General features: G+C 54.9%; 22 protein-coding genes. 21 read left to right on the top strand and 1 reads right to left on the bottom strand.

Translation table 11 applies throughout. The features are described 5' to 3' along the window. Window positions 1–192: 192 nt before the first annotated feature. Window positions 193–2,232 (bottom strand): phenylacetic acid degradation bifunctional protein PaaZ, encoded by a 2,040-nt coding sequence (gene paaZ / locus APU11_RS04205; protein WP_058650365.1) that lies wholly within the window; start codon window positions 2,230–2,232, stop codon window positions 193–195. 284 nt (window positions 2,233–2,516) lie between these two features. Between paaZ and paaA the strand changes: the two genes are divergently transcribed. The 21 genes from paaA (at window position 2,517) to APU11_RS28460 (ending at window position 20,697) form a co-directional block, all read left to right on the top strand. Next, on the top strand, window positions 2,517–3,446 hold the full coding sequence (gene paaA / locus APU11_RS04200) for a 1,2-phenylacetyl-CoA epoxidase subunit PaaA (RefSeq protein ID WP_013096761.1): 930 nt from the start codon (window positions 2,517–2,519) through the stop codon (window positions 3,444–3,446). A gap of 12 nt (window positions 3,447–3,458) precedes the next feature. Further along, window positions 3,459–3,746: a 1,2-phenylacetyl-CoA epoxidase subunit PaaB gene (gene paaB / locus APU11_RS04195; RefSeq protein WP_003857353.1), complete on the top strand. Its 288-nt coding sequence runs from the start codon at window positions 3,459–3,461 to the stop codon at window positions 3,744–3,746. 8 nt (window positions 3,747–3,754) lie between these two features. Next, entirely contained in the window at window positions 3,755–4,501 is a 747-nt protein-coding gene (paaC, locus tag APU11_RS04190; protein WP_058650364.1) for a 1,2-phenylacetyl-CoA epoxidase subunit PaaC, read from the top strand. Window positions 4,502–4,512: 11 nt separating this feature from the next. Continuing rightward, complete coding sequence (gene paaD, locus APU11_RS04185; protein ID WP_038980517.1) at window positions 4,513–5,010, top strand: 1,2-phenylacetyl-CoA epoxidase subunit PaaD; 498 nt, start codon at window positions 4,513–4,515, stop codon at window positions 5,008–5,010. Between the two features lie 7 nt (window positions 5,011–5,017). After that, window positions 5,018–6,088 (top strand): 1,2-phenylacetyl-CoA epoxidase subunit PaaE, encoded by a 1,071-nt coding sequence (gene paaE / locus APU11_RS04180; protein WP_038419322.1) that lies wholly within the window; start codon window positions 5,018–5,020, stop codon window positions 6,086–6,088. Further along, window positions 6,085–6,852: a 2,3-dehydroadipyl-CoA hydratase PaaF gene (gene paaF, locus APU11_RS04175; RefSeq protein WP_013096757.1), complete on the top strand. Its 768-nt coding sequence runs from the start codon at window positions 6,085–6,087 to the stop codon at window positions 6,850–6,852. The genes paaE and paaF overlap by 4 nt, the downstream gene beginning before the upstream one ends. Continuing rightward, the gene (paaG, locus tag APU11_RS04170; protein WP_086528139.1) at window positions 6,852–7,640 is read left to right on the top strand and encodes a 2-(1,2-epoxy-1,2-dihydrophenyl)acetyl-CoA isomerase PaaG; all 789 of its coding nucleotides are present in this window, start codon (window positions 6,852–6,854) and stop codon (window positions 7,638–7,640) included. The genes paaF and paaG overlap by 1 nt, the downstream gene beginning before the upstream one ends. A gap of 1 nt (window position 7,641) precedes the next feature. After that, the gene (paaH, locus tag APU11_RS04165) at window positions 7,642–9,066 is read left to right on the top strand and encodes a 3-hydroxyacyl-CoA dehydrogenase PaaH (RefSeq protein WP_058650363.1); all 1,425 of its coding nucleotides are present in this window, start codon (window positions 7,642–7,644) and stop codon (window positions 9,064–9,066) included. Next, window positions 9,056–9,478: a hydroxyphenylacetyl-CoA thioesterase PaaI gene (gene paaI, locus APU11_RS04160; protein ID WP_058650362.1), complete on the top strand. Its 423-nt coding sequence runs from the start codon at window positions 9,056–9,058 to the stop codon at window positions 9,476–9,478. The genes paaH and paaI overlap by 11 nt, the downstream gene beginning before the upstream one ends. Continuing rightward, complete coding sequence (pcaF, locus tag APU11_RS04155; RefSeq protein ID WP_058650361.1) at window positions 9,478–10,683, top strand: 3-oxoadipyl-CoA thiolase; 1,206 nt, start codon at window positions 9,478–9,480, stop codon at window positions 10,681–10,683. The genes paaI and pcaF overlap by 1 nt, the downstream gene beginning before the upstream one ends. Window positions 10,684–10,709: 26 nt before the next feature. Further along, on the top strand, window positions 10,710–12,026 hold the full coding sequence (gene paaK / locus APU11_RS04150) for a phenylacetate--CoA ligase PaaK (protein ID WP_058650360.1): 1,317 nt from the start codon (window positions 10,710–10,712) through the stop codon (window positions 12,024–12,026). Between the two features lie 136 nt (window positions 12,027–12,162). Then, window positions 12,163–13,095 (top strand): phenylacetic acid degradation operon negative regulatory protein PaaX, encoded by a 933-nt coding sequence (gene paaX / locus APU11_RS04145; RefSeq protein ID WP_029883661.1) that lies wholly within the window; start codon window positions 12,163–12,165, stop codon window positions 13,093–13,095. Window positions 13,096–13,104: 9 nt separating this feature from the next. Next, window positions 13,105–13,701 (top strand): phenylacetic acid degradation protein PaaY, encoded by a 597-nt coding sequence (gene paaY, locus APU11_RS04140; protein WP_058650359.1) that lies wholly within the window; start codon window positions 13,105–13,107, stop codon window positions 13,699–13,701. A gap of 38 nt (window positions 13,702–13,739) precedes the next feature. After that, the gene (locus tag APU11_RS04135; protein WP_058650358.1) at window positions 13,740–14,252 is read left to right on the top strand and encodes a GNAT family N-acetyltransferase; all 513 of its coding nucleotides are present in this window, start codon (window positions 13,740–13,742) and stop codon (window positions 14,250–14,252) included. 82 nt (window positions 14,253–14,334) lie between these two features. Then, window positions 14,335–14,817 (top strand): hypothetical protein, encoded by a 483-nt coding sequence (locus APU11_RS04130; protein ID WP_058650357.1) that lies wholly within the window; start codon window positions 14,335–14,337, stop codon window positions 14,815–14,817. 249 nt (window positions 14,818–15,066) lie between these two features. Beyond that, window positions 15,067–15,945 (top strand): hypothetical protein, encoded by an 879-nt coding sequence (locus tag APU11_RS04125; RefSeq protein WP_058650356.1) that lies wholly within the window; start codon window positions 15,067–15,069, stop codon window positions 15,943–15,945. 615 nt (window positions 15,946–16,560) lie between these two features. Continuing rightward, window positions 16,561–16,986, top strand: coding sequence for a hypothetical protein (locus APU11_RS04120; RefSeq protein ID WP_058650355.1), 426 nt, complete (start codon window positions 16,561–16,563; stop codon window positions 16,984–16,986). 145 nt (window positions 16,987–17,131) lie between these two features. Then, window positions 17,132–17,521, top strand: coding sequence for a hypothetical protein (locus APU11_RS04115; protein ID WP_058650354.1), 390 nt, complete (start codon window positions 17,132–17,134; stop codon window positions 17,519–17,521). A gap of 67 nt (window positions 17,522–17,588) precedes the next feature. Further along, window positions 17,589–18,413, top strand: coding sequence for a hypothetical protein (locus tag APU11_RS04110; RefSeq protein WP_058650353.1), 825 nt, complete (start codon window positions 17,589–17,591; stop codon window positions 18,411–18,413). Window positions 18,414–18,754: 341 nt separating this feature from the next. Continuing rightward, a complete protein-coding gene (locus APU11_RS04105) occupies window positions 18,755–19,675 on the top strand; it encodes an HNH endonuclease (RefSeq protein ID WP_230963129.1) in 921 nt (306 codons plus the stop codon). A gap of 599 nt (window positions 19,676–20,274) precedes the next feature. Continuing rightward, entirely contained in the window at window positions 20,275–20,697 is a 423-nt protein-coding gene (locus APU11_RS28460; RefSeq protein WP_157849605.1) for a hypothetical protein, read from the top strand. Window positions 20,698–20,701: the final 4 nt, after the last annotated feature.

Genomic DNA, 20,701 nt, shown 5'->3' with positions numbered 1-20,701 from the left:
TAATTTAGTTGGGGGAAAATTCCCGCAAGGGATAATAACCATGCTAAGTATGTGGTCAATTTTCTTAATGTTTCTGGATGTAAATTAGCCAGGCTATGCGGACTGGATGATGTGTTACCCAAAGCCATCCAGTCCGTGTTTTCCCCTCTTTTTTAGTGTGATTAACTGATTAAACCCGCACGGGTAACAGCCTTAAAAATCACCCTGCTGGCGAGCCACCAGCGTCAGAATGGAGTACAGCGCTACCGCCTGCTGGTGCTGATTGAAAATCTCAACCGCCCATTCGACCACGCCGGTGGGTTTTTCATCCGCCGTACGCTGTTTCTTCAGGGTTTTACGTTTGCAGGTCAGGCGCACCTGAATGGTATCGCCCGGTTTCACCGGCTCGATAAAGCGCAGGTTTTCCATGCCGTAGTTGGCGATCACCGGCCCCACACCTGCATCAACAAACAGCCCGGCGGCAGCGGAAATCAGGAAGTAACCGTGTACCACCCGCTCGCCAAAGATCGACTCCGCTGCGCCAATTTTGTCCATGTGAGCATAGAAATGATCCCCGCTCAGGCAGGCAAAGTTAACGATATCGGCTTCCGTCAGGGTTCGGCGCGGCGTCAGCAGGCTGTCGCCCGGCTGCAATTCCTCGAAGTATTTGCGGAACGGATGAACGCGATCTTCATGCACCGTCGCGCCGCGTACCCACTGTTTGCCGATGGCGGCCAGCATGGTCGGGCTGCCCTGAATGGCGGTGCGCTGCATATAGTGATTGACCGCACGCAGGCCACCCAGCTCCTCGCCGCCGCCTGCACGTCCGGGACCGCCGTGCACGAGCTGCGGAAGCGGAGAACCGTGGCCGGTAGACTCTTTTGCTGACTCTTCATTGAGGATCTGAATGCGACCGTGTGCCCGCGCTGCACCAGAAATAAACTGGCGGGCGAGCGCGGGATCCGCCGTGACCAGCGTCCCGGCCAGGCTACCGCCGCCCGCGCGGGCAAGCTGCATCGCATGGTCTGCGTGGCGATATGGCATAAGAGTCGCCACCGGCCCGAACGCTTCGGTGGCGTGCACCGCCGGGGTCTCATCCGGCTGCGGGCAAAAGAGCAGGGTTGGCGGGTAAAACGCTCCGGCGGCCTGCAGGTCGGCTTTTCCGCCCAGGCGAACCTGGCAGCCTGCGGCCACAAGCTGATCCACCTTCTCCTGCACGTCCGCACGCTGTTCGCTATTGACCAGGGAACCCATTTTCACGCCTTCCTGCGCCGGGTCGCCCACCACCACCTTTTCCAGCCGGGCGATCAGCGCCTGACTTACCGCGTCAATCTGGTGTTGCGGCACGATAATGCGGCGGATGGCGGTACATTTCTGTCCGGCCTTGGCGGTCATCTCACGTACAACCTCGCGAATGAACAGGGCGAACTCGGGCTGTTCCGGCGTCACGTCTTCTCCCAGCACGCAGCAGTTCAGGGAGTCGGCTTCCATGGTGAACGGGATCGCGTTTGCCACAATATTCGGGTGAACACGCAGGGTCTGGCCGGTGCTGGCGGAGCCGGTAAACGTCACCACATCCTGGCTGTCGAGATGGTCCAGCAGATCGCCCGCGCCGCCGCAGATCAGGCTGATGGCGCCGTCCGGCACCAGACCGCTCTCCACGATCGCTTTCACCATCGCCTGCGTCACCTGCGCGGTGGCGGTAGCGGGTTTGATGATCGCCGGCATCCCGGCAAGCCACGTGGGGGCGAGTTTTTCCAGCATTCCCCAGCAGGGGAAGTTGAAGGCGTTAATATGCACCGCCACGCCCGATTTCGACGTCAGCACATGGCGCGCCGCAAAGCCGCCTTCTTTCGACAGCGGGATCAGTTCGTCCTCGGGCCACAGCGTGTCGTCCGGTAATTCACGGCTCCCCAGACTGGCATAGGTGAACAGCGTGCCAATCCCACCTTCAATATCTACCCAGCTGTCGGCCTTTGTCGCGCCGGTCTGGGCTGAGAGAGCATAAAACGTCTCTTTCAGGCTGAGCAGGTGCTTCGCCACCGCTTTCAGCATCGCCGCGCGTTCGATAAAGGTCATGGCGTGGAGCGCTTCACCGCCATGCGTAATGGCATAGCGACGTGCCGCCGCCATGTCCAGCCCTTCGCTGGTCACGCTCCAGAGCGCTTCACCGCTGATGGCGTGATGAATAGTACGTTCGCGGCCCCGGCCAGACTGCCAGACACCGGACAAGAAACTGGCTAACTGCTGCATCTCTTATCTCCACATGTTTCGTTATTTCACTATCAATAGTTTGATCATGAATCATAAAAATCAAGCTGAGTTTTAATGAATTGTTAACAATGTGATCTCGGGGGAAGGTGTGCGGCGATTGCAGCCCTTATCTGGCGGCCTTTGCGCAAAAGCCCTGCGAGCGACATCACAAAATCAGGAAACATTTCTTGGGGGTATATTTAACCTTTGTGTAACTTTTAAAAAACAAAGTGATTCACAATTACGCTTTAAGTTGCAAACTAACGAATCATAAAGGTGATGACGTGACGCAAGAACAACGCTTTGAGCAGCGCATAGCGCAGGAGACGGCGATTGAGCCTCAGGACTGGATGCCGGAAGCCTATCGCAAGACGTTGATCCGCCAGATTGGTCAGCACGCCCACTCTGAAATTGTCGGCATGCTGCCGGAAGGGAACTGGATCACCCGCGCCCCGACGCTACGCCGCAAAGCGATCCTGCTGGCGAAAGTGCAGGACGAAGCCGGGCACGGGCTCTATCTCTACAGCGCGGCTGAAACGCTGGGCTGCGCGCGGGAAGACATCTACCAGAAAATGCTCGACGGCAAGATGAAATACTCCTCCATCTTTAACTATCCGACGCTGAGCTGGGCCGATATCGGCGTAATCGGCTGGCTGGTGGACGGTGCCGCCATCGTCAATCAGGTGGCGCTGTGCCGGACCTCTTACGGGCCGTACGCCCGCGCGATGGTGAAAATCTGTAAAGAAGAGAGCTTCCACCAGCGTCAGGGGTTTGAAGCCTGCATGGCGCTGGCGCAGGGAAGCGACGCCCAGCGGCAGATGCTGCAGGATGCCATCAACCGTTTCTGGTGGCCCGCCCTGATGATGTTCGGACCAAACGACGACAACTCGCCGAACAGCGCCCGCAGTCTCGCCTGGAAAATTAAACGCTTTGGCAATGACGAACTGCGTCAGCGCTTCGTCGACAACACCATCCCGCAGGTGGAGATGCTGGGGATGACGGTACCCGATCCCGACCTGCGCTTTGACGAGGAAACCGGCCACTACCGCTTCGGTGAGATTGACTGGCAGGAGTTTGACGAGGTGATCAACGGACGCGGGATCTGCAACCACGAACGCCTGGCCGCCAAGCGCAAAGCCTGGGAAGAGGGGGCGTGGGTGCGTGAAGCCGCACTGGCGCATGCAGAAAAACAACGCGCCCGTCAGGCCGCATAAGAGGAAATCACGATGAGCAATGTCTACTGGCCGCTGTACGAAGTTTTCGTACGCAGCAAACAAGGGTTATCCCACCGCCATGTTGGCAGTCTGCATGCCGCTGACGATCGCATGGCGCTGGAAAACGCGCGGGACGCCTATACCCGCCGCAGCGAAGGTTGCTCGATCTGGGTGGTGAAGGCGAGCGAGATCGTTGCCTCTCAGCCGGAAGAGAGCGGCGAGTTCTTCGACCCGGCGGAAAGCAAGGTCTATCGCCACCCGACGTTTTACACCATCCCTGATGGCATCGAGCATATGTGAGGTCAGGGATGAAAACAGTATCTGCATACGCCCTGCGTCTGGGCGACAACGGTCTGGTGCTCTCGCAGCGCCTGGGAGCCTGGTGCGGACACGCGCCGGAGCTGGAAATCGACCTTGCGCTCGCCAACATCGGTCTCGATCTGCTGGGGCAGGCGCGCAACTTCCTCGCCTGCGCGGCAGAGCGGGAAGGTCAGGGCGATGAAGACACCCTGGCCTTCGGCCGCGATGAGCGTCAGTTTCACAATTTACTGTTGGCAGAACAGCCGAACGGCAACTTCGCCGACACGATCGCCCGCCAGTATCTGATGGACGCGTGGAATGTTGCCCTCTACGAACGGCTGATCCACAGCAGCGACAGTCAGCTTGCCGCCATCGCCGCCAAGGCGATTAAAGAGGCGCGTTATCACCTGCGCTTTAGCCGCGGCTGGCTGGTGCGCCTGGGAGACGGCACCGAAATCTCGTCGCAAAAAATGCAGCAGGCCATCGACAACCTGTGGCGCTTTACGGCCGAGTTGTTCGAGGCGGATGACGTTGAGCTTGAACTGATTGAGTCCGGCGTTGCGGTTGATCCGCGCACCCTGCGCCAGCCGTGGGAACACGAAGTGTTTGCCGGACTGCGGGAAGCCACCCTGCGCGTGCCCGATGAGGCGGCCTATCGCACCGGCGGAAAACGCGGGCTGCATACCGAGCATCTGGGCCCGATGCTGGCAGAGATGCAGTATCTCCAGCGCGCGTATCCCGGTCAGCAGTGGTAAAGGAGAACGCCATGCAACGTCTTGTCGACATCGCACCCCCACAGGTTCCGCACATCTGGTCCCTGTTAAGCCAGATCCCGGACCCGGAAGTGCCGGTGCTCACCATCACCGATTTAGGCATGGTGCGTAGCGTCACCGCGCAGGGCGAAGGCTGGGTGATTGGCTTTACGCCAACCTATTCAGGCTGCCCGGCGACGGAACACCTGCTTGGCGCCATCCGCGACACCCTGACGGCGCACGGTTATACGCCGGTGCACATTGTGCTGCAGCTGGAACCCGCCTGGACGACCGACTGGATGACCGCCGATGCGCGTGAACGTCTGCGCGCGTATGGCATCAGCCCACCCGTGGGGCACAGCTGTCATATCCACGTTCCCGCTGAGGTGAGCTGCCCGCGCTGCGCCAGCACCGACACCTCGCTTATCAGTGAGTTTGGTTCTACGGCCTGTAAGGCGCTGTATCGCTGTAATACCTGCCGCGAACCCTTCGACTATTTCAAATGTATTTGAGGTTGCCATGACAACGTTTCATTCATTAACAGTGGCAAAAGTAGAACCCGAAACCCGCGATGCGGTGACCATCACCTTCTCGGTTCCGCAGGCGTTGCAGGAGGCTTACCGCTTTCGTCCCGGCCAACACCTGACCCTGAAAACCAGACTGGGTGCAGACGAATTGCGCCGCTGTTACTCCATCTGCCGGAGTAGCGCGCCGGGGGAGATCAGCGTCGCGGTTAAAGCCATTGAAGGCGGGCGTTTCTCCCGTTACGCCCGGGATGAGATCAAACCTGGCATGACGCTGGAGGTGATGGTTCCCCAGGGGCATTTTGGCTATCAGCCGCAGCCTGAACGGGAAGGTCACTATCTGGCGATTGCCGCGGGCTCCGGCATCACCCCGATGCTGGCGATTTTATCCGCCACGCTGGCCGCCGAACCGAACAGCCACTTCACCCTGATCTACGGCAACCGCAGCAGCCAGAGCATGATGTTCCGTCAGGCGCTGGCGGACCTGAAGGATAAATACCCGCAGCGGTTGCAGCTGGTTGCCATCTTCAGCCAGGAGCGGCTGGACAGCGACCTGCTTTACGGCCGTATCGACGGTGAAAAGCTGCAGGCGCTGGCAAAAACGCTGATCAACTTCCGCCAGTACGACGAGGCCTTTATCTGCGGCCCGGCCGCGATGATGGACGAGGCTGAAGCGACCTTAAAAGCGCTGGGAATGGCGGAAAAATCCATTCATCTTGAGCGGTTCAATACGCCGGGCACGGCCGTTAAGCGCGCGGTGAGCGTGCAGGCGGAAGGCCAGAAGGTGATCGTGCGCCAGGACGGACGTGACCGCGAGATCGTCCTCACGGCGGACGACGAGAGCATTCTTGATGCCGCCCTGCGCCAGGGGGCGGATCTGCCGTATGCCTGCAAGGGAGGCGTCTGCGCCACCTGTAAATGCAAAGTGCTGCGCGGCAAGGTGGACATGGCGACCAACTATAGCCTGGAGCCGGACGAACTGGCCGCCGGGTATGTGCTGAGCTGTCAGGCGCTGCCGCTAACCGCCGACGTGGTCGTCGACTTTGACGCTAAGGGGATGGCATGAGCGAACTTCTGGTCACCCGTTATGACCGCGTGCTGCAACTCACGCTCAACCGGCCGGCGGCACGCAACGCCCTTAACAATGCGCTGCTGACACAGCTTGCAGAACAGCTGGAGGCGGCGGCAAGCGATAACACCCTCTCTGCCTGTGTGATTTACGGCAGCGAGCGCTGCTTTGCGGCCGGAGCCGATCTCAACGAAATGGCAGAAAAAGATCTGCCTGCCACCCTGAACGATAGTCGTCCTCAGCTGTGGAAGCGGATTGACGCCTTCAATAAACCGCTGATTGCCGCCGTGAACGGTTTTGCACTCGGGGCTGGCTGCGAGCTGGCCCTGCTGTGCGACGTAGTGATTGCCGGTGACAACGCCCGCTTCGGACTGCCGGAAATTACGCTTGGGATCATGCCTGGTGCGGGCGGTACGCAGCGCCTGATCCGCTGCGTGGGTAAATCGCTCGCCAGCAAAATGGTACTGACCGGGGAAAGCATTACGGCGCAGCAGGCCCAGCGTGCCGGTCTGGTCAGCGACGTTTTCCCGGCCTCGCTGACGCTGGAATACGCCCTGAAACAGGCAGCGCTGATGGCGCGCCACTCGCCGCTGGCGCTACAGGCGGCTAAACAGGCGCTGCGCCAGTCACAGGAGGTGCCACTGCAGGCGGGGCTGGCCCAGGAGCGCCAACTGTTCACGCTGCTCTCGGCCACGGAAGACAGGCGAGAAGGCATCGACGCCTTCTTACAGAAACGTACTCCCGACTTTAAAGGACGCTAATTGTGGAATTTATTCTCAGTCATGTAGAGCAAGGCGTAATGACCCTGACGCTGAACCGTCCGGAGCGTCTGAACAGCTTTAACGATGTGATGCACCAGCAGCTTGCAGAATGCCTGAAGCAGGCCGAGCGCGATGAGACTATCCGCTGTCTGCTGATCACCGGCGCAGGGCGCGGCTTCTGTGCCGGTCAGGATCTGAACGACCGTAATGTCGACCCGAACGGTCCGGCGCCGGATCTGGGGATGTCCGTCGAGACCTTTTATAACCCGCTGGTGCGTCGTCTGGCTGCGCTGCCAAAACCGGTGATTTGCGCGGTCAACGGCGTGGCGGCCGGAGCAGGGGCCACGCTGGCGCTGGGGTGCGACATGGTGATTGCCGCGCGTTCCGCCACCTTTGTGATGGCCTTCAGCAAGCTGGGGTTAGTCCCGGACTGCGGCGGGACCTGGTTCCTGCCGCGCGTGGCCGGACGTGCCCGCGCCATGGGGCTGGCGCTGCTTGGCGACAAACTGAGCGCCGAACAGGCGCACGCCTGGGGAATGATCTGGCAGGTGGTGGATGACGACCAGCTCTCCAGCACGGCGCAGCAGTTGGCGCTGCATTTTGCCTCGCAGCCCACCTTTGGGCTGGGGCTGATCAAACAGGCGATTAACGCCGCGGAAACCAATACCCTGGACGCACAGCTTGACCTGGAGCGCGATTATCAACGGCTGGCCGGACGCAGCGACGATTACCGTGAGGGCGTGAGCGCCTTTCTGGCGAAGCGCGCACCGAATTTTACGGGGAAGTAAGATGCTGAACATTCGTACTGTCGCCGTCATTGGAAGCGGCACGATGGGCGCCGGAATAGCCGAAGTCGCGGCAAGCCATGGGCATCAGGTGATGATGTACGACATTGCCTCAGACGCCATTTCTCGCGCCATTGACGGCATTCGCCAGCGCCTGGCCTCCCGGGTGACGCGGGGCAAACTCACTGAGGAGGCCTGTGGTCAGATCCTCGCCCGGCTGACCCCGGTCACGGATATCAGTGCGCTAACCGCGGCGGACCTGGTGATAGAAGCCGCCTCCGAGCGCCTTGAGGTGAAAAAAGCGCTGTTTGCCAAACTGGCGGAGATCTGCCCGCCGCAGACCCTGCTTACCAGCAACACATCTTCTATCTCGATCACGGCGATTGCGGCGGATATCCGTCATCCAGAGCGAGTGGCAGGCCTGCATTTCTTTAACCCGGCACCGGTGATGAAGCTGGTGGAGGTGGTTAGCGGGCTGGCGACCTCGCCGGAAGTGGCCGACGCGCTGTGCGAGCTGGCGCTGAACTGGGGGAAACAGCCAGTGCGCTGCCAGTCAACGCCGGGCTTCATCGTAAACCGCGTGGCGCGTCCCTTCTATTCCGAAGCCTGGCGCGCGCTGGAGGAACAGGTTGCAGCCCCTGAAGTGATTGATGCTGCCCTGCGCGAAGGCGGCGGTTTCCCGATGGGGCCGCTGGAACTGACCGATCTGATTGGGCAGGACGTTAACTTCGCCGTGACCTGTTCGGTGTTTAACGCATTCTGGCAGGAGCGGCGTTTTCTCCCTTCACTGGTGCAGCAGGAGCTGGTGCTGGCGGGGCGACTGGGCAAAAAAAGCGGGAAGGGCGTTTACGACTGGCGCGGCGAATCGCCACAGGTGCCATGGCTCGACGCGGTCAACGACAGCTTTAGCCCAATGCGGGTTGAACGAAAACGTGACGGTGTCACGGAAATCGATGATGTGTTGCTGATTGAAACGCAGGGCGAAACCGCTCAGGCGCTGGCGCTGCGCCTCAACTGCCCGGTGGTGGTGGTTGATCGCATTGAGCGCGACGTGGCGGTGATTACGTCGGCGGCCAGCAACCCGCATACCGCGACGCAAAAAGTCATCCGCTACCTGCAACAGCAGGGAAAGCGGGTGGTGCAGATTGCCGATTACCCTGGCCTGCTGGTCTGGCGCACGGTGGCGATGATTGCCAACGAAGCGCTGGATGCGCTGCAAAAAGGGGTCGCCAGCGAAAAAGATATCGATACCGCCATGCGTCTGGGCGTGAACTACCCGTCCGGGCCGATTGCCTGGGGCGAGCGGCTGGGCTGGCAACGTCTGTTAACGCTGCTGGAAAACCTGCAGCGTCATTACGGTGAAGAACGTTATCGCCCCTGTTCACTGCTGCGCCAGCGTGCGCTTCTGGAGAGTAGCTATGAGTCATAACGCCTGGCATAACGCCCGCACCATGTACGAACAGGATGCCTGCGCGCAGGCAATGGGGATGGACATTATCGACATGGACGAAGGTTACGCAGTGGTGACCATGACCATCACCCCGCAGATGCTTAACGGCCATAAAACCTGCCACGGCGGACAGATCTTCTCGCTGGCCGACACCGCGTTTGCCTACGCCTGCAACAGCCAGGGGCTGGCGGCGGTGGCCTCTGGCTGCACAATCGATTTCCTTCGACCGGGCTTTGTCGGAGACAAGCTGACCGCCACCGCGCGGGTTAAGCATCAGGGCAAACTGACCGGCGTATATGACATCGAAATTCAGAACCAACAACAGAAAACCGTCGCTCTCTTTCGCGGAAAATCCCACCGCATCGGCGGCAATGTGACAGGAGAAGCCTGATGCGTGACGCATTTATTTGTGATGGGGTGCGAACCCCGGTGGGGCGGTACGGCGGGGCGTTATCCGCGGTACGCGCGGACGATCTGGGCGCCATACCGCTGCGTGCCTTGCTGGAGCGCTATCCGCAGCTCGACCCGGAGCGGATTGATGATGTGATCTTCGGCTGCGCCAACCAGGCGGGGGAAGACAACCGCAACGTGGCGCGTATGGCGTCGCTGCTGGCCGGGCTGCCGCAGACCGTCTCCGGCACGACGATCAACCGCCTGTGCGGCTCGGGGCTGGATGCGGTTGGCTTTGCTGCACGCGCCATAAAATCCGGTGATGGCGATCTGCTGATTGCCGGTGGCGTGGAGTCAATGTCCCGCGCGCCGTTTGTGATGGCGAAAGCCACCGCGGCGTTTCAGCGCCAGGCGGAGATCTTCGATACCACCCTTGGCTGGCGATTTGTGAATCCGCTCATGCATCAGACGTTCGGAACTGACAGCATGCCGGAAACGGCAGAGAATGTAGCTGAATTGTTAAATATCAGCCGTGCCGATCAGGATGCGTTCGCGCTGCGCAGCCAGCAGCGTACCGCCCGGGCGCAGCAAAACGGCATTCTGGCGCAAGAGATTGTGCCGGTGCTGGTGCCGGGGAAAAAAGGGGCCGTTACGGAGGTCTCTGTTGATGAGCACCCGCGCGCCGACACCACGCTGGAGCAACTTGCCGCCCTGAAAGCGCCGTTTCGCAAAAATGGCGTCGTTACCGCAGGTAACGCCTCTGGGGTGAACGATGGCGCCGCTGCACTGATTATCGCCAGCGAGCAGATGGCGCTCGCACAGGGGCTTGTGCCGCGCACGCGGATTGTGGCCATGGCCACCGCAGGCGTGGAGCCACGTCTGATGGGGCTAGGGCCGGTGCCCGCCACCCGTAAAGTGCTGGAGCGAGCGGGGCTCAGTATTAACGAGATGGATGTGATTGAGCTGAACGAAGCCTTCGCCTCGCAGGCGCTGGGCGTGCTGCGTCAGCTGGGTTTGCCGGACGATGCCGCACACGTCAATCCGAACGGAGGGGCCATTGCGTTAGGCCATCCGCTGGGAATGAGCGGTGCCAGGCTGGTGCTGGCCGCGAGCAATGAATTGCATCGACGCCACGGGCGCTACGCGCTATGTACGATGTGCATCGGTGTGGGTCAGGGCATTGCCATGATCCTTGAGCGTGTTTGAGCGAACAATAATGTGAGTACCCTGCGATGATAAATACAACAAAGCTTGATCCGATCGAAACCGCGTCCATTGACGAATTACAGGCGTTGCAGACCCAACGTCTGAAATGGACGCTGAACCACGCCTATAACAACGTGCCGATGTACAAACGTAAGTTTGATGCCGCGGGCGTTCACCCTGACGATTTCCGCGAACTGGCCGATATTCGCAAGTTCCCGTGCACCACCAAGCAGGATCTGCGCGATAACTATCCGTTCGATACCTTCGCCGTACCGATGGAGCATGTGGTACGTATTCATGCCTCCTCCGGCACAACCGGGAAACCGACCGTCGTGGGCTATACCCAGGGCGACATTGACAACTGGGCCAATCTGGTGGCCCGCTCCCTGCGTGCCGCCGGGGGCAGCGCGAAGGACAAAATCCATGTGGCCTATGGTTATGGTCTGTTTACCGGCGGGCTGGGCGCTCACTACGGTGCCGAGCGTTTAGGGGCCACGGTGATCCCGATGTCCGGCGGCCAGACCGAGAAGCAGGCGCAGCTGATCCGCGATTTTAAGCCGGATATGATCATGGTGACGCCTTCCTACTGCCTCAACCTGATTGAAGAGCTGGAGCGCCAGATGGGCGGCGATGCCAGCGCCTGCTCCCTGCGCGTGGGCGTGTTCGGTGCCGAGCCGTGGACCCAGGCGATGCGTCATGAGATCGAAAAACGGTTAGGCATTACGGCGCTGGATATCTACGGCCTTTCGGAAGTGATGGGGCCGGGCGTGGCGATGGAGTGTCTCGAAACCGCCGACGGCCCGACCATCTGGGAAGATCACTTCTACCCGGAGATCGTCAACCCGAACGACGGCACCCCGCTTAATGACGGCGAGCAGGGCGAACTGCTGTTCACCACGCTGACCAAAGAGGCGCTGCCGGTGATCCGCTATCGCACCCGCGACCTGACCCGTCTGCTGCCGGGTACCGCCCGCACCATGCGCCGCATGGACAGGATCAGCGGTCGCAGCGATGACATGCTCATTATCCGCGGTGTGAACGTCTTCCCGTCGCAGCTGGAAGAGGAGATTGTGAAGTTTGAGCATCTCTCTCCGCATTACCAGCTGGAGGTAAACCGTCGGGGGCATCTTGATTCACTTTCTGTAAAAGTGGAGCTGAAAGAGAGCAGTCTTTCGCTGACCCACGAACAGCGCTGTCAGGTCTGCCATCAGCTGCGTCATCGCATAAAATCGATGGTCGGGATTTCCACGGACGTCATGATCGTTAACTGCGGCAGCATCCCGCGCTCGGAGGGGAAAGCCTGCCGGGTGTTTGACCTGCGTAAAGTGGCGGCCAACGGTTGAATTATCCTCATTCTACGTTCCCTCTCCCACAGGGAGAGGGTGTATTGAGTTCCCTCTCCCAGTGGGAGAGAGTTAGTGTGAGGGTCTATCCAGGATTCGTATGCTATGATTCATCCAGGACAAAAACACCAACAGAATGAATCATATGAAACTCGACGCCTTTATTCAGCATGCGGTCAGTTCGGTTCCCATCAGCGGGACGTCGCTAATCTCCTCGTTATACGGTGACGCGCTTTCCCATCGCGGCGGCGAGATTTGGCTTGGCAGCCTGGCCGCGTTGCTCGAAGGGATGGGCTTTGGCGAGCGCTTCGTGCGAACCGCGCTGTTTCGCCTCAACAAAGAGGGTTGGCTGGATGTCTCCCGCATCGGGCGTCGCAGCTATTACCGCCTGAGCGACAAAGGGCTGCGTTTAACCCGCAGGGCGGAGAATAAGATCTACCGCGCGGAGTTGCCCGCCTGGGATGGTAAATGGCTGCTGCTGCTCTCCGAAGGTCTCGATAAAACCACGCTTGCCGATGTGAAAAAACAGCTAATCTGGCAAGGGTTTGGCACGCTGGCGCCCAGCCTGATGGCTTCGCCCTCGCAGCATCTGGCGGATGTGCAGTCGCTGCTTCATGACGCGGGCGTGGCGGAAAATGTCATCTTCTTCGAAGCCCATTCACCGCTGGCACTTTCCCGCGCGGCGCTGCGTTCCCGCGTTGAGGAGTGCTGGCAGCTGACCGAACAGAACGCGATGTACGAGACGTTTATTCAGTCGTTCCGTCCGCTGCTGCCGCTGCTGAAAGAGGCTACGCCGGAAGAGCTTACGCCAGAGCGTTGCTTCCACATCCAGCTGTTACTGATCCACTTTTATCGTCGCGTGGTGCTGAAAGATCCGCTGCTACCAGAGGAGCTACTGCCTGCGCACTGGGCGGGTCAAAGCGCACGACAGCTTTGCATCAACATCTATCAGCGTGTGGCACCGGGAGCGCTGGCGTTTGTCAGCGAGAAAGGCGAAACCTCGGTGGGTGAACTGCCCGTGCCCGGCACGCTTTATTATCAACGCTTTGGTGGTCTTGCGACCGCATAAGGAGTGAGGATGCCTGTTTATCAAATTGACGGTCTGACGCCGGTGGTGCCAGACGAGAGCTATGTCCACCCGACAGCGGTGCTCATTGGCGATGTGATCCTGGGGAAAGGTGTGTATGTCGGCCCCAATGCCAGCCTGCGCGGCGACTTTGGCCGTATTGTGGTGAAAGATGGCGCGAACATTCAGGATAACTGCGTGATGCACGGCTTCCCGCAGCAAGATACGGTGGTGGAAGAGGACGGCCATATCGGCCACAGCGCCATTCTGCACGGCTGTATTATCCGCCGCAACGCCCTGGTAGGGATGAACGCGGTGGTGATGGATGGTGCGGTGATTGGCGAAAACAGCATCGTCGGCGCGGCGGCGTTTGTGAAGGCGAAAGCCGAGATGCCCGCTAACCATTTGATTATCGGCAGTCCGGCGAAAGCGATTCGTGAGCTGAGCGAACAGGAACTGGCCTGGAAGAAGCAGGGCACGCGCGAGTATCAGGTGCTGGTGGAGCGCTGTAAGCTGACGATGCATCAGGTGGAGCCGCTGCGCGAAGAAGAGCCGGGACGCAAACGACTGACGTTTGATGAGAATTTACGGCCGAAATCGGCGGTGTGAGCGGGGGGAATGTATATTACCGGGCAAGGGAGCATCCTGTGACGTTACTTTTACGACAAGCAACATCAGCAGATTCAGTATTACTCAAGGAACTTGGCAATCGCATCTATCCCGCGCACTTTAAGCCTCTGTGGAAGTCGGAATCAGAGCTGAGCGATTTTCTGGAATCCGAATATTCCGTTGCAGCGATAGAACAGAGTCTGAGAGACAGCGGAACAAGCTGGTATGTGGCGGACCTTGATCAACCGATTGGCTTTATGAAACTGACATGGGAAGCCACAATCCCTGATACCGACATCAGCGGTGTGCTTCTTAATAAACTCTATCTTGATCCGACTAAGACGAGTAATCACTACGGTCAGAGCATGTTTAGCCGCGTCATCGAACTTACCCGCAGTCATGGCAAAAAATTTCTGTGGCTCGAGGTGCTTGAACAGAATGAACGTGCCCGGCGATTTTATGAAAAGCAGGGGATGCGGTTTATCAAGGATACGGTCTTCGAAACAGCGTCGCAGCGGAGTGTATTGAAGATCATGGGAATGGAGTTATAGCTTTCCTTTGCTTATAGGGGGCTTTTCGTCTTCGTCAGACAGGGATTATTGGTTTAGAAAGAGGGATGGGGGAGATCTGGCTATGCGGGCTCATCAACAGCACAAGTCACGTAAATTGTATCGTAGCGTCAACACGACGACACGACACTATTCTAACAACCCTGGCGCTGAGTATCGCTGGGAACGTAATCGTAAAAAATCCGGGGATGAGCTGCTGGTAACACGTGAACCCATGCACAGTGGACAAAAGCGAGGACGTGACTACACGCCATTGTTTTACTTTTTGCTCAAACAGATTGGCAAGCCGTGGGATGACGTTTTCAGTGAAGTTTGTGGACGTCTTGATACTACCGAACCTGTGTTCTGGTTAGTCGCGTTGCATGAGCATCAGCAAAGGGATTTAGTCTGTATTGGCGATAGCAGCTTTTATCCGGGCCTATTTGTTGACGAGAATGGCATTTTACAACAGGTTAACCCATCGATTAGTGCCAGGGACGTAAAGGTGACTTGCCGCTGCTGTACGCACACCTTTATTGGTGAGCCTGTGCCCTGGAGGGAGGAGTGAAATATGGGGCTGTTGCGCTACAGGTGTAGCGTTCCGTTCGCGATGAGAGTGATTGCAAAAATGACGGTGAATAGTCTGTGAGATGATCCATTCCTCTGTCTGTTTGGTGCCAGGAGCGGACATGCATAGGAGAAATAAGAGATCAGTTCTTAAATTCGTTTTAATTTTTTGATTTTTTTGTGTTCGCAAAGGGATTTGTGTTGGTTGTATAATTACCTAATATTCATACTGTTGAATGGGAGATGTGGGATGAAGTTCTCGCACAGACATGGTTTTGATCCTGAGTATAGTAAAAAGCCGATACGGGAAGATGCTCCAGAGTGGCTTCGTTCTTTATTTTTTGTAACTGTCCTCGATAATTTTTTGTACATTGATGGTGATAGCCGCATTGCGAATGATGAGAACAAGCCTCTGGGTATTAAGGCTTTGATCGAGCGACTTTGCGCAGAGAATGGTCAAGAAACAGATCAAGAGGATTTCGATTCATGGTACTGCCACGATGCTTTGAAAACCCGTTTGCATCATATGCGTTGGTTTCAATTTTACGATGCTGTTGAGATCATTGGAGATCTATTAAGAAAAAGAGATGTAGAGAGAGGCCATGTTTGGGGTAGTAAGGTATTAGAAGACATTACTTTTACATCATATCGTCAGAAATTGAACGAGTTATTCGTATCTCGGAATATTGACTGGAAAATGAATTCTGCAGGTAGGTTAGAAACACCATTACCAAATGAACTAGAACAAAAAATCGATGAAACTAATAACTTATTGCAAGACCAGTTTGAACCTGCAAGGAGGCACTATGTGAAAGCCCGGGCTTTTGCATTAGGTGCGCATAAGGATCCAGAAAATTCTATAAAAGAATCGATAAGTGCAATAGAAAGCATGTGTCGGACTTATTATTCGGCAGCCTCAACTTTGGGCGAGGTATTAAAACTGATGAGAAAAGAAAACACTATCTCACCTATGTTATTAACTGTAATAGAAAAATTTTACGCATATACAAATGCAGAGCCAGCAGTAAGACATGGTAGCAATAAGGTTTCTTCTGTTGAATTCGTGTTGCATATTTCAGCAGCATTTATTAGAACAATAATACAAAGAAAGGCTGTTTTGGATAACTAAGCCAGACTTACAGCCAACTGACCGTCTCTTATTATTAAAACATAATAATATTAGGCCCGCTTCTTGCTCAAAGCGACCATATCAAATAAGCGTATGGCGGATTGGTTAACTGGGTTTAGGGCAACAAGTAGAGGAGGGTTAAGCATGCGTTCCCGTAAACCACGGGCCCCTCTACGAAGAATTCACTTATGTGGATGATGCGTTTGAAATGCAGTGTGAACCACAGCATGGCCTGCCATAGTATACGGGCTTATTTGAAAACGACTTTATCTGTCTCGACTTGGCGAAACAGGGCGGAATGACGTTGTGGAAAGGACGATTTCATGCCCTGAGACAGCGGCAGACTAACAATGCTGCGAGTGTAACCGAATGATTCTTCAGCGTTTCTTCGTTATAGTGCCATGATCCGCGTCTGGCGTGTGTTGATCATCATATGGTTGTCTTGCCAAGAAAAGCGATAAGTAATTCTCGTTTCTGGCGGCATGAAACGTGTAAAAATAACTTTTGCTGAATGAGAGTTAGCGCGAGTCTGCGCAGAGGTCAGTGAAGCGCTGATTAATCCGCTCAGTAAGATTGTGATTATTTATCTGATTTGACATAAATAAGGAAACAACCATGTTCAGATTCTTTAGAAAGAAAAAACCTGACGCTGCGCCCGGGCAAGGCCCCCGTCTTACGGCAAACCAGTTTATCGCTTTGACGCTGAGTGATGAAAAGCTGTCTACGCCCGTGTACCTGCCGGGGATCAGCAGTGAAGCCGAATGTGACGATCTGGGGTTATGGCCACTCATCTACATCTGGAATGTGAATCGTACTGCTGGCACGTTCAGCCTTTCTGTTAATGGTAAGGCCATTGCCCACCTCCTTGAGCCTTTTGTGGCCCGTGAAGACCCTGCGTATGTCGAAATTCGTGATGAGGCGATGAAGGTCATCTCCGAATCTTCAACACGGTCCGTACTGGCAACCATAGAGAAAACCGGCCTCATGCCCGATGTTTTGTTCGCGTACCTCGCTGAGGATGTACAGCATGAGCAGGGCTAACCGTCAGGGAGTGCTTGAGATTGCGCCAGGGATTTTATTAGTAAGTCCTGTCATCCTAATGCTAAATATTCGTCAAGAAATGCTTCAGGTTGCCGAAATATACGATAAGCGTTATTCATGAACATAACCAAAAGGAAGGATCCGTATGAAGAAACTCCTGCTTCTTGTTCCGCTCGTGTTTGCTGCTCCGGTACTGGCTTCTGAAGTGACGGTGGGTCAGGTTTGTAAGGCTGCTTCAGCGGCGATGTTCGGCCGTGACCACAAAATCATGCAGCTGGACAAAGTCGAGTCAGGTATTGCCTATGTACATTATATCCGACAGAACGATGGCACACGCTGGGCCATCAAGTGCAAACTTATCGGCAATCAAGTGATGTGGGCGTCTGACAACCCTGACAGCACCGGTCGCTGGCGGGATGATCCTGCAGACAGCACGGTCAAATATGTTGTTGAGGGTAAAAAAATCATTATTACTGAGGCCTACAGCGACGGTTCGAGTAGCTCCAATTCTTATCCATTGAAGCAACTACAGTGATTTAAACAATACATTATTACTCGTAGGTGCTTGGCTGATACGGTTCATTTCATAGGGGAATGATAATATGTTTGGGAGCAGAACAAATTTAGTAACCAAGTGGTTTACAGTTTTCGAGGCAAAGAAAACCCCCGACAGAATCTCTCTTTCACGCGCCTCCATGCAAGACGCCGACATGTATGAAGTCTATCTACGTAAAGAAGGAAAAGACAATGGCTACTTGTTCGATAGGAAGGATGGCAACAAGCTTGAAGTCAAAGAATATTGCGAGGAAAGAGATGCATTCTGTATCCCAACTATCCTTTACCTTTCAGAAATCACGCCTGAACAAGTATATGGTACACATTACTTTCAGGGTTACCGAATTGATTTTAACGATCTCAATCATCTTGAAAAATTCGCCAGCCGAAAGTTCCTCAATGATATAAGGAAAGACCGCAAGAAGGAAGAGAAGCAACAGAAAAGGTATAACGACCAAGAACGACGTGTTAACGATCGCATGGATGTGCTCAATGCTGTAATTGAGCTGTATATGAAAGACGGAAGTCACCATGGCCTACCAAAAATTGCAACCCGTATCCATAGTTTCCGCTGGGAGCTGCATCCGAGGAAAGGTGAAATGAAGCGTGAGCTCGAGCTTGTACTCGAATCCTTTGTATTGGATGGAGAGCTGAAAAAAGATGAACAAGGTGGCTATAGACCGACAGGTAAAGCTTTTACAACACTCGGCGAATACTCAACACAGTCACGAAGGCATGCAGAAATCAGCAAGCTCCAATCTGGTACAGTTAGGGCTACAGCATTAGCTGCGATAGCAGCAATTGCTAGCGCAACGCCTGTCATAATGCTCTACCTGGCAAAACTATTTAATACAATTAAGGCGCTACTTTAATAATCTCACGTCTTTACTATAGTAGATTTGTTTTCAAAAAATTAGATGTCACACTTCAGAGAAACAACGCATGTAACTATAGATACCGCAGTCTCTTGGCATACACCATATCTAGCTTTTCGAGTTTAATATCATGGCACTTTCAATTCTAACGCAATTTTTCACTCTGAGTAGAAAGGTTAATAACAACTGGCTTTTATCAGAACATACAGGTTTATACGATGAGTATGAGGCAGAAAGGGTATCCAAAGGGTCCTCTGGTCAGAGCAATATGGGACTGTTGCGATGAGCTATATGAGCGATTAGGCCGCGTTCCTGAAAGACAGGAACTCTTGCATGAGATGAAGCTACGGGAACCCGAAAGGGCAGGTCTAAGTACTTATGGAAGACAGAGAATTGAATGGAAGCTATACCACGGTTTTGAAAGCACGGAGAAAGCAGATAGTTGCCTTAATATTATACCCGAGGAATTTTTAGAGCCACAGCTACGCCGAGTTGTTTATGCCGTTACACAACTGGGTGAAGTTTCGATTCCACAGGTCATTGAATGGCTTGATTTTAGCAACGCCCCGCTAAAGTTGAATGAAATTCGATCACAATTCCAGGCGCTCACTGTCAATGATAAGCAGCGTGCCCGATATCGTGCATCGCGTACCTGCATGGTTAGCGATCAGGGGCATTATATGGACAAGCTTTTTCGCACCGGAAAAGGGAGGGCGACCCGCTATGTTCTGTATGATCCAAATATACATGGTGTCTGGGATATTGGCGATGACGGAAAAACGCCAGTAGAGATTGTAAAATCTACTTCCCTGGAGAGGTTAAGGAGTTTGCATGAATGTACTGATTGTCCTGAGCTAAAACTGGAGGATATGCGTGCAAGAGTGCTGAGGGAAATTGTGGATCGTGAAGGTCAGCCTATCTTTCGCAAAAGACTACTGGATGCTTACAATCGAGCATGTGCAGTTACCGACTGTGCGATCGCTGAGTTACTTGAAGCCGCTCATATAATTCCTTATTCAGGGGCCCAGCACTGTAAGGCCATGCACGGAATACTTCTCAGGACCGATATACATACGCTATTTGACAAAGGGCTACTTTGGATTGATGAGAACTTTAGGGTTACCCTCGACCCTAGGTTGCTCAATAGCGAGTACGGTCATTTACAGGGTAAACTAATGAGATTGCCGGAGGAAAGAATGGATCGCCCGCTTAAGGCTCATCTTGCCTATCATCGTGCGCTTTTTGTAAATAAATTATGATGTTACATCGAATGTTCGCAAGCAAGTTTGACTTGCATCCCGTTGATTAATAATTCAGTGGTGTGAGTCATATCTTCATCAGCAGCGTGAGGTCACCCTCGACAGAAGAAAAGTTCATTTGAAGCCACTATCAACCCTTGAGGCAAGAAATTTCGCGGCAAGGCTAAATCTGGTCGAGAGGAGCGAATTAGTTTAGAACCAGATTAAAACGTATCGCTTTTTGAGGACGATAATTCGATCTAGCTGGCGATGAGCGTATTTGTACCAGCGTAAGCAGACCTACATTAGTCTCCGGTACATCTAGGGAGACGATGAGGCAAGCAGACCAGCCCCGGTAAACACTTACTGCATCGGAAGACTCTATCTGCGTCTCACGTTACCTCCGTATGACATAGTGAGGTGCGATCCCGCAGTTTTTGCGGAGGAGATGATAAGCGTTGTCTGATGTATTCAACCGCTGAAGCATATGGATGCACGAGCGAATCGCTCCTGGCCATATGCCTGTTACTCAGATAGGTGAACGCGGCTTTACCCCGTTTAATCACCTCGAAACTCTTCGTATAATGAGCTGAAACGCGCCGCCGTAAAAGGATTTCTTCATGGAGTTATTTCCTGATATTGAACAAGCTGTGCCCTTACCCCGTGAAGAAGTGCTCCGTTACCTGGTTTGTAAAATCCGTGATAACCGGTCGGAAGAGTGGCCTGCAGAGATGTGCAGGAAAAACAACCTTTCGGATGTCTGTCAGGATTATCTTCACAAGGGAGTGCTGAAGGCACTGGAGGGAGAACCTGATGTGAGCTTTTACCCGCCAAGACTCACAATTGAGCTGGTGCCCCAGACATACTGGTTCGATAACGTCAGAAGTGCGGTATCTTCATCGTACTGGAAACGGTTATGGTATCAGCGGCGTAACAGGAGTTTTCATCACTGCTGGTTGCATAATGTATCTTGCCACACTGGTTATTGGCCTAAAAGTGAAGGTCGCGATGAACTGAATATTTCCAATCTGATCACGCTTTAAATAC

The sequence above is a fragment of the Enterobacter sp. 50793107 genome (assembly GCF_001463365.1).
Classification (GTDB): Bacteria; Pseudomonadota; Gammaproteobacteria; order Enterobacterales; family Enterobacteriaceae; genus Enterobacter; species Enterobacter cloacae.
The sequence above is the reverse complement of the archived record's forward strand: the minus strand, read 5'-3'. Positions and strand labels throughout refer to the sequence as shown.

Coding starts and splice junctions, on each gene's coding strand:
- paaZ (WP_058650365.1), bottom strand. CDS start 2,232: ATGCAGCAGTTAGCCAGTTTCTTGTCCGGTGTCTGGCAGTCTGGCCGG.
- paaB (WP_003857353.1), top strand. CDS start 3,459: ATGAGCAATGTCTACTGGCCGCTGTACGAAGTTTTCGTACGCAGCAAA.
- paaC (WP_058650364.1), top strand. CDS start 3,755: ATGAAAACAGTATCTGCATACGCCCTGCGTCTGGGCGACAACGGTCTG.
- paaD (WP_038980517.1), top strand. CDS start 4,513: ATGCAACGTCTTGTCGACATCGCACCCCCACAGGTTCCGCACATCTGG.
- paaE (WP_038419322.1), top strand. CDS start 5,018: ATGACAACGTTTCATTCATTAACAGTGGCAAAAGTAGAACCCGAAACC.
- paaF (WP_013096757.1), top strand. CDS start 6,085: ATGAGCGAACTTCTGGTCACCCGTTATGACCGCGTGCTGCAACTCACG.
- paaH (WP_058650363.1), top strand. CDS start 7,642: ATGCTGAACATTCGTACTGTCGCCGTCATTGGAAGCGGCACGATGGGC.
- paaI (WP_058650362.1), top strand. CDS start 9,056: ATGAGTCATAACGCCTGGCATAACGCCCGCACCATGTACGAACAGGAT.
- pcaF (WP_058650361.1), top strand. CDS start 9,478: ATGCGTGACGCATTTATTTGTGATGGGGTGCGAACCCCGGTGGGGCGG.
- paaK (WP_058650360.1), top strand. CDS start 10,710: ATGATAAATACAACAAAGCTTGATCCGATCGAAACCGCGTCCATTGAC.
- paaX (WP_029883661.1), top strand. CDS start 12,163: ATGAATCATATGAAACTCGACGCCTTTATTCAGCATGCGGTCAGTTCG.
- paaY (WP_058650359.1), top strand. CDS start 13,105: ATGCCTGTTTATCAAATTGACGGTCTGACGCCGGTGGTGCCAGACGAG.
- APU11_RS04130 (WP_058650357.1), top strand. CDS start 14,335: ATGCGGGCTCATCAACAGCACAAGTCACGTAAATTGTATCGTAGCGTC.
- APU11_RS04125 (WP_058650356.1), top strand. CDS start 15,067: ATGAAGTTCTCGCACAGACATGGTTTTGATCCTGAGTATAGTAAAAAG.
- APU11_RS04120 (WP_058650355.1), top strand. CDS start 16,561: ATGTTCAGATTCTTTAGAAAGAAAAAACCTGACGCTGCGCCCGGGCAA.
- APU11_RS04115 (WP_058650354.1), top strand. CDS start 17,132: ATGAAGAAACTCCTGCTTCTTGTTCCGCTCGTGTTTGCTGCTCCGGTA.
- APU11_RS04110 (WP_058650353.1), top strand. CDS start 17,589: ATGTTTGGGAGCAGAACAAATTTAGTAACCAAGTGGTTTACAGTTTTC.
- APU11_RS04105 (WP_230963129.1), top strand. CDS start 18,755: ATGAAGCTACGGGAACCCGAAAGGGCAGGTCTAAGTACTTATGGAAGA.
- APU11_RS28460 (WP_157849605.1), top strand. CDS start 20,275: ATGGAGTTATTTCCTGATATTGAACAAGCTGTGCCCTTACCCCGTGAA.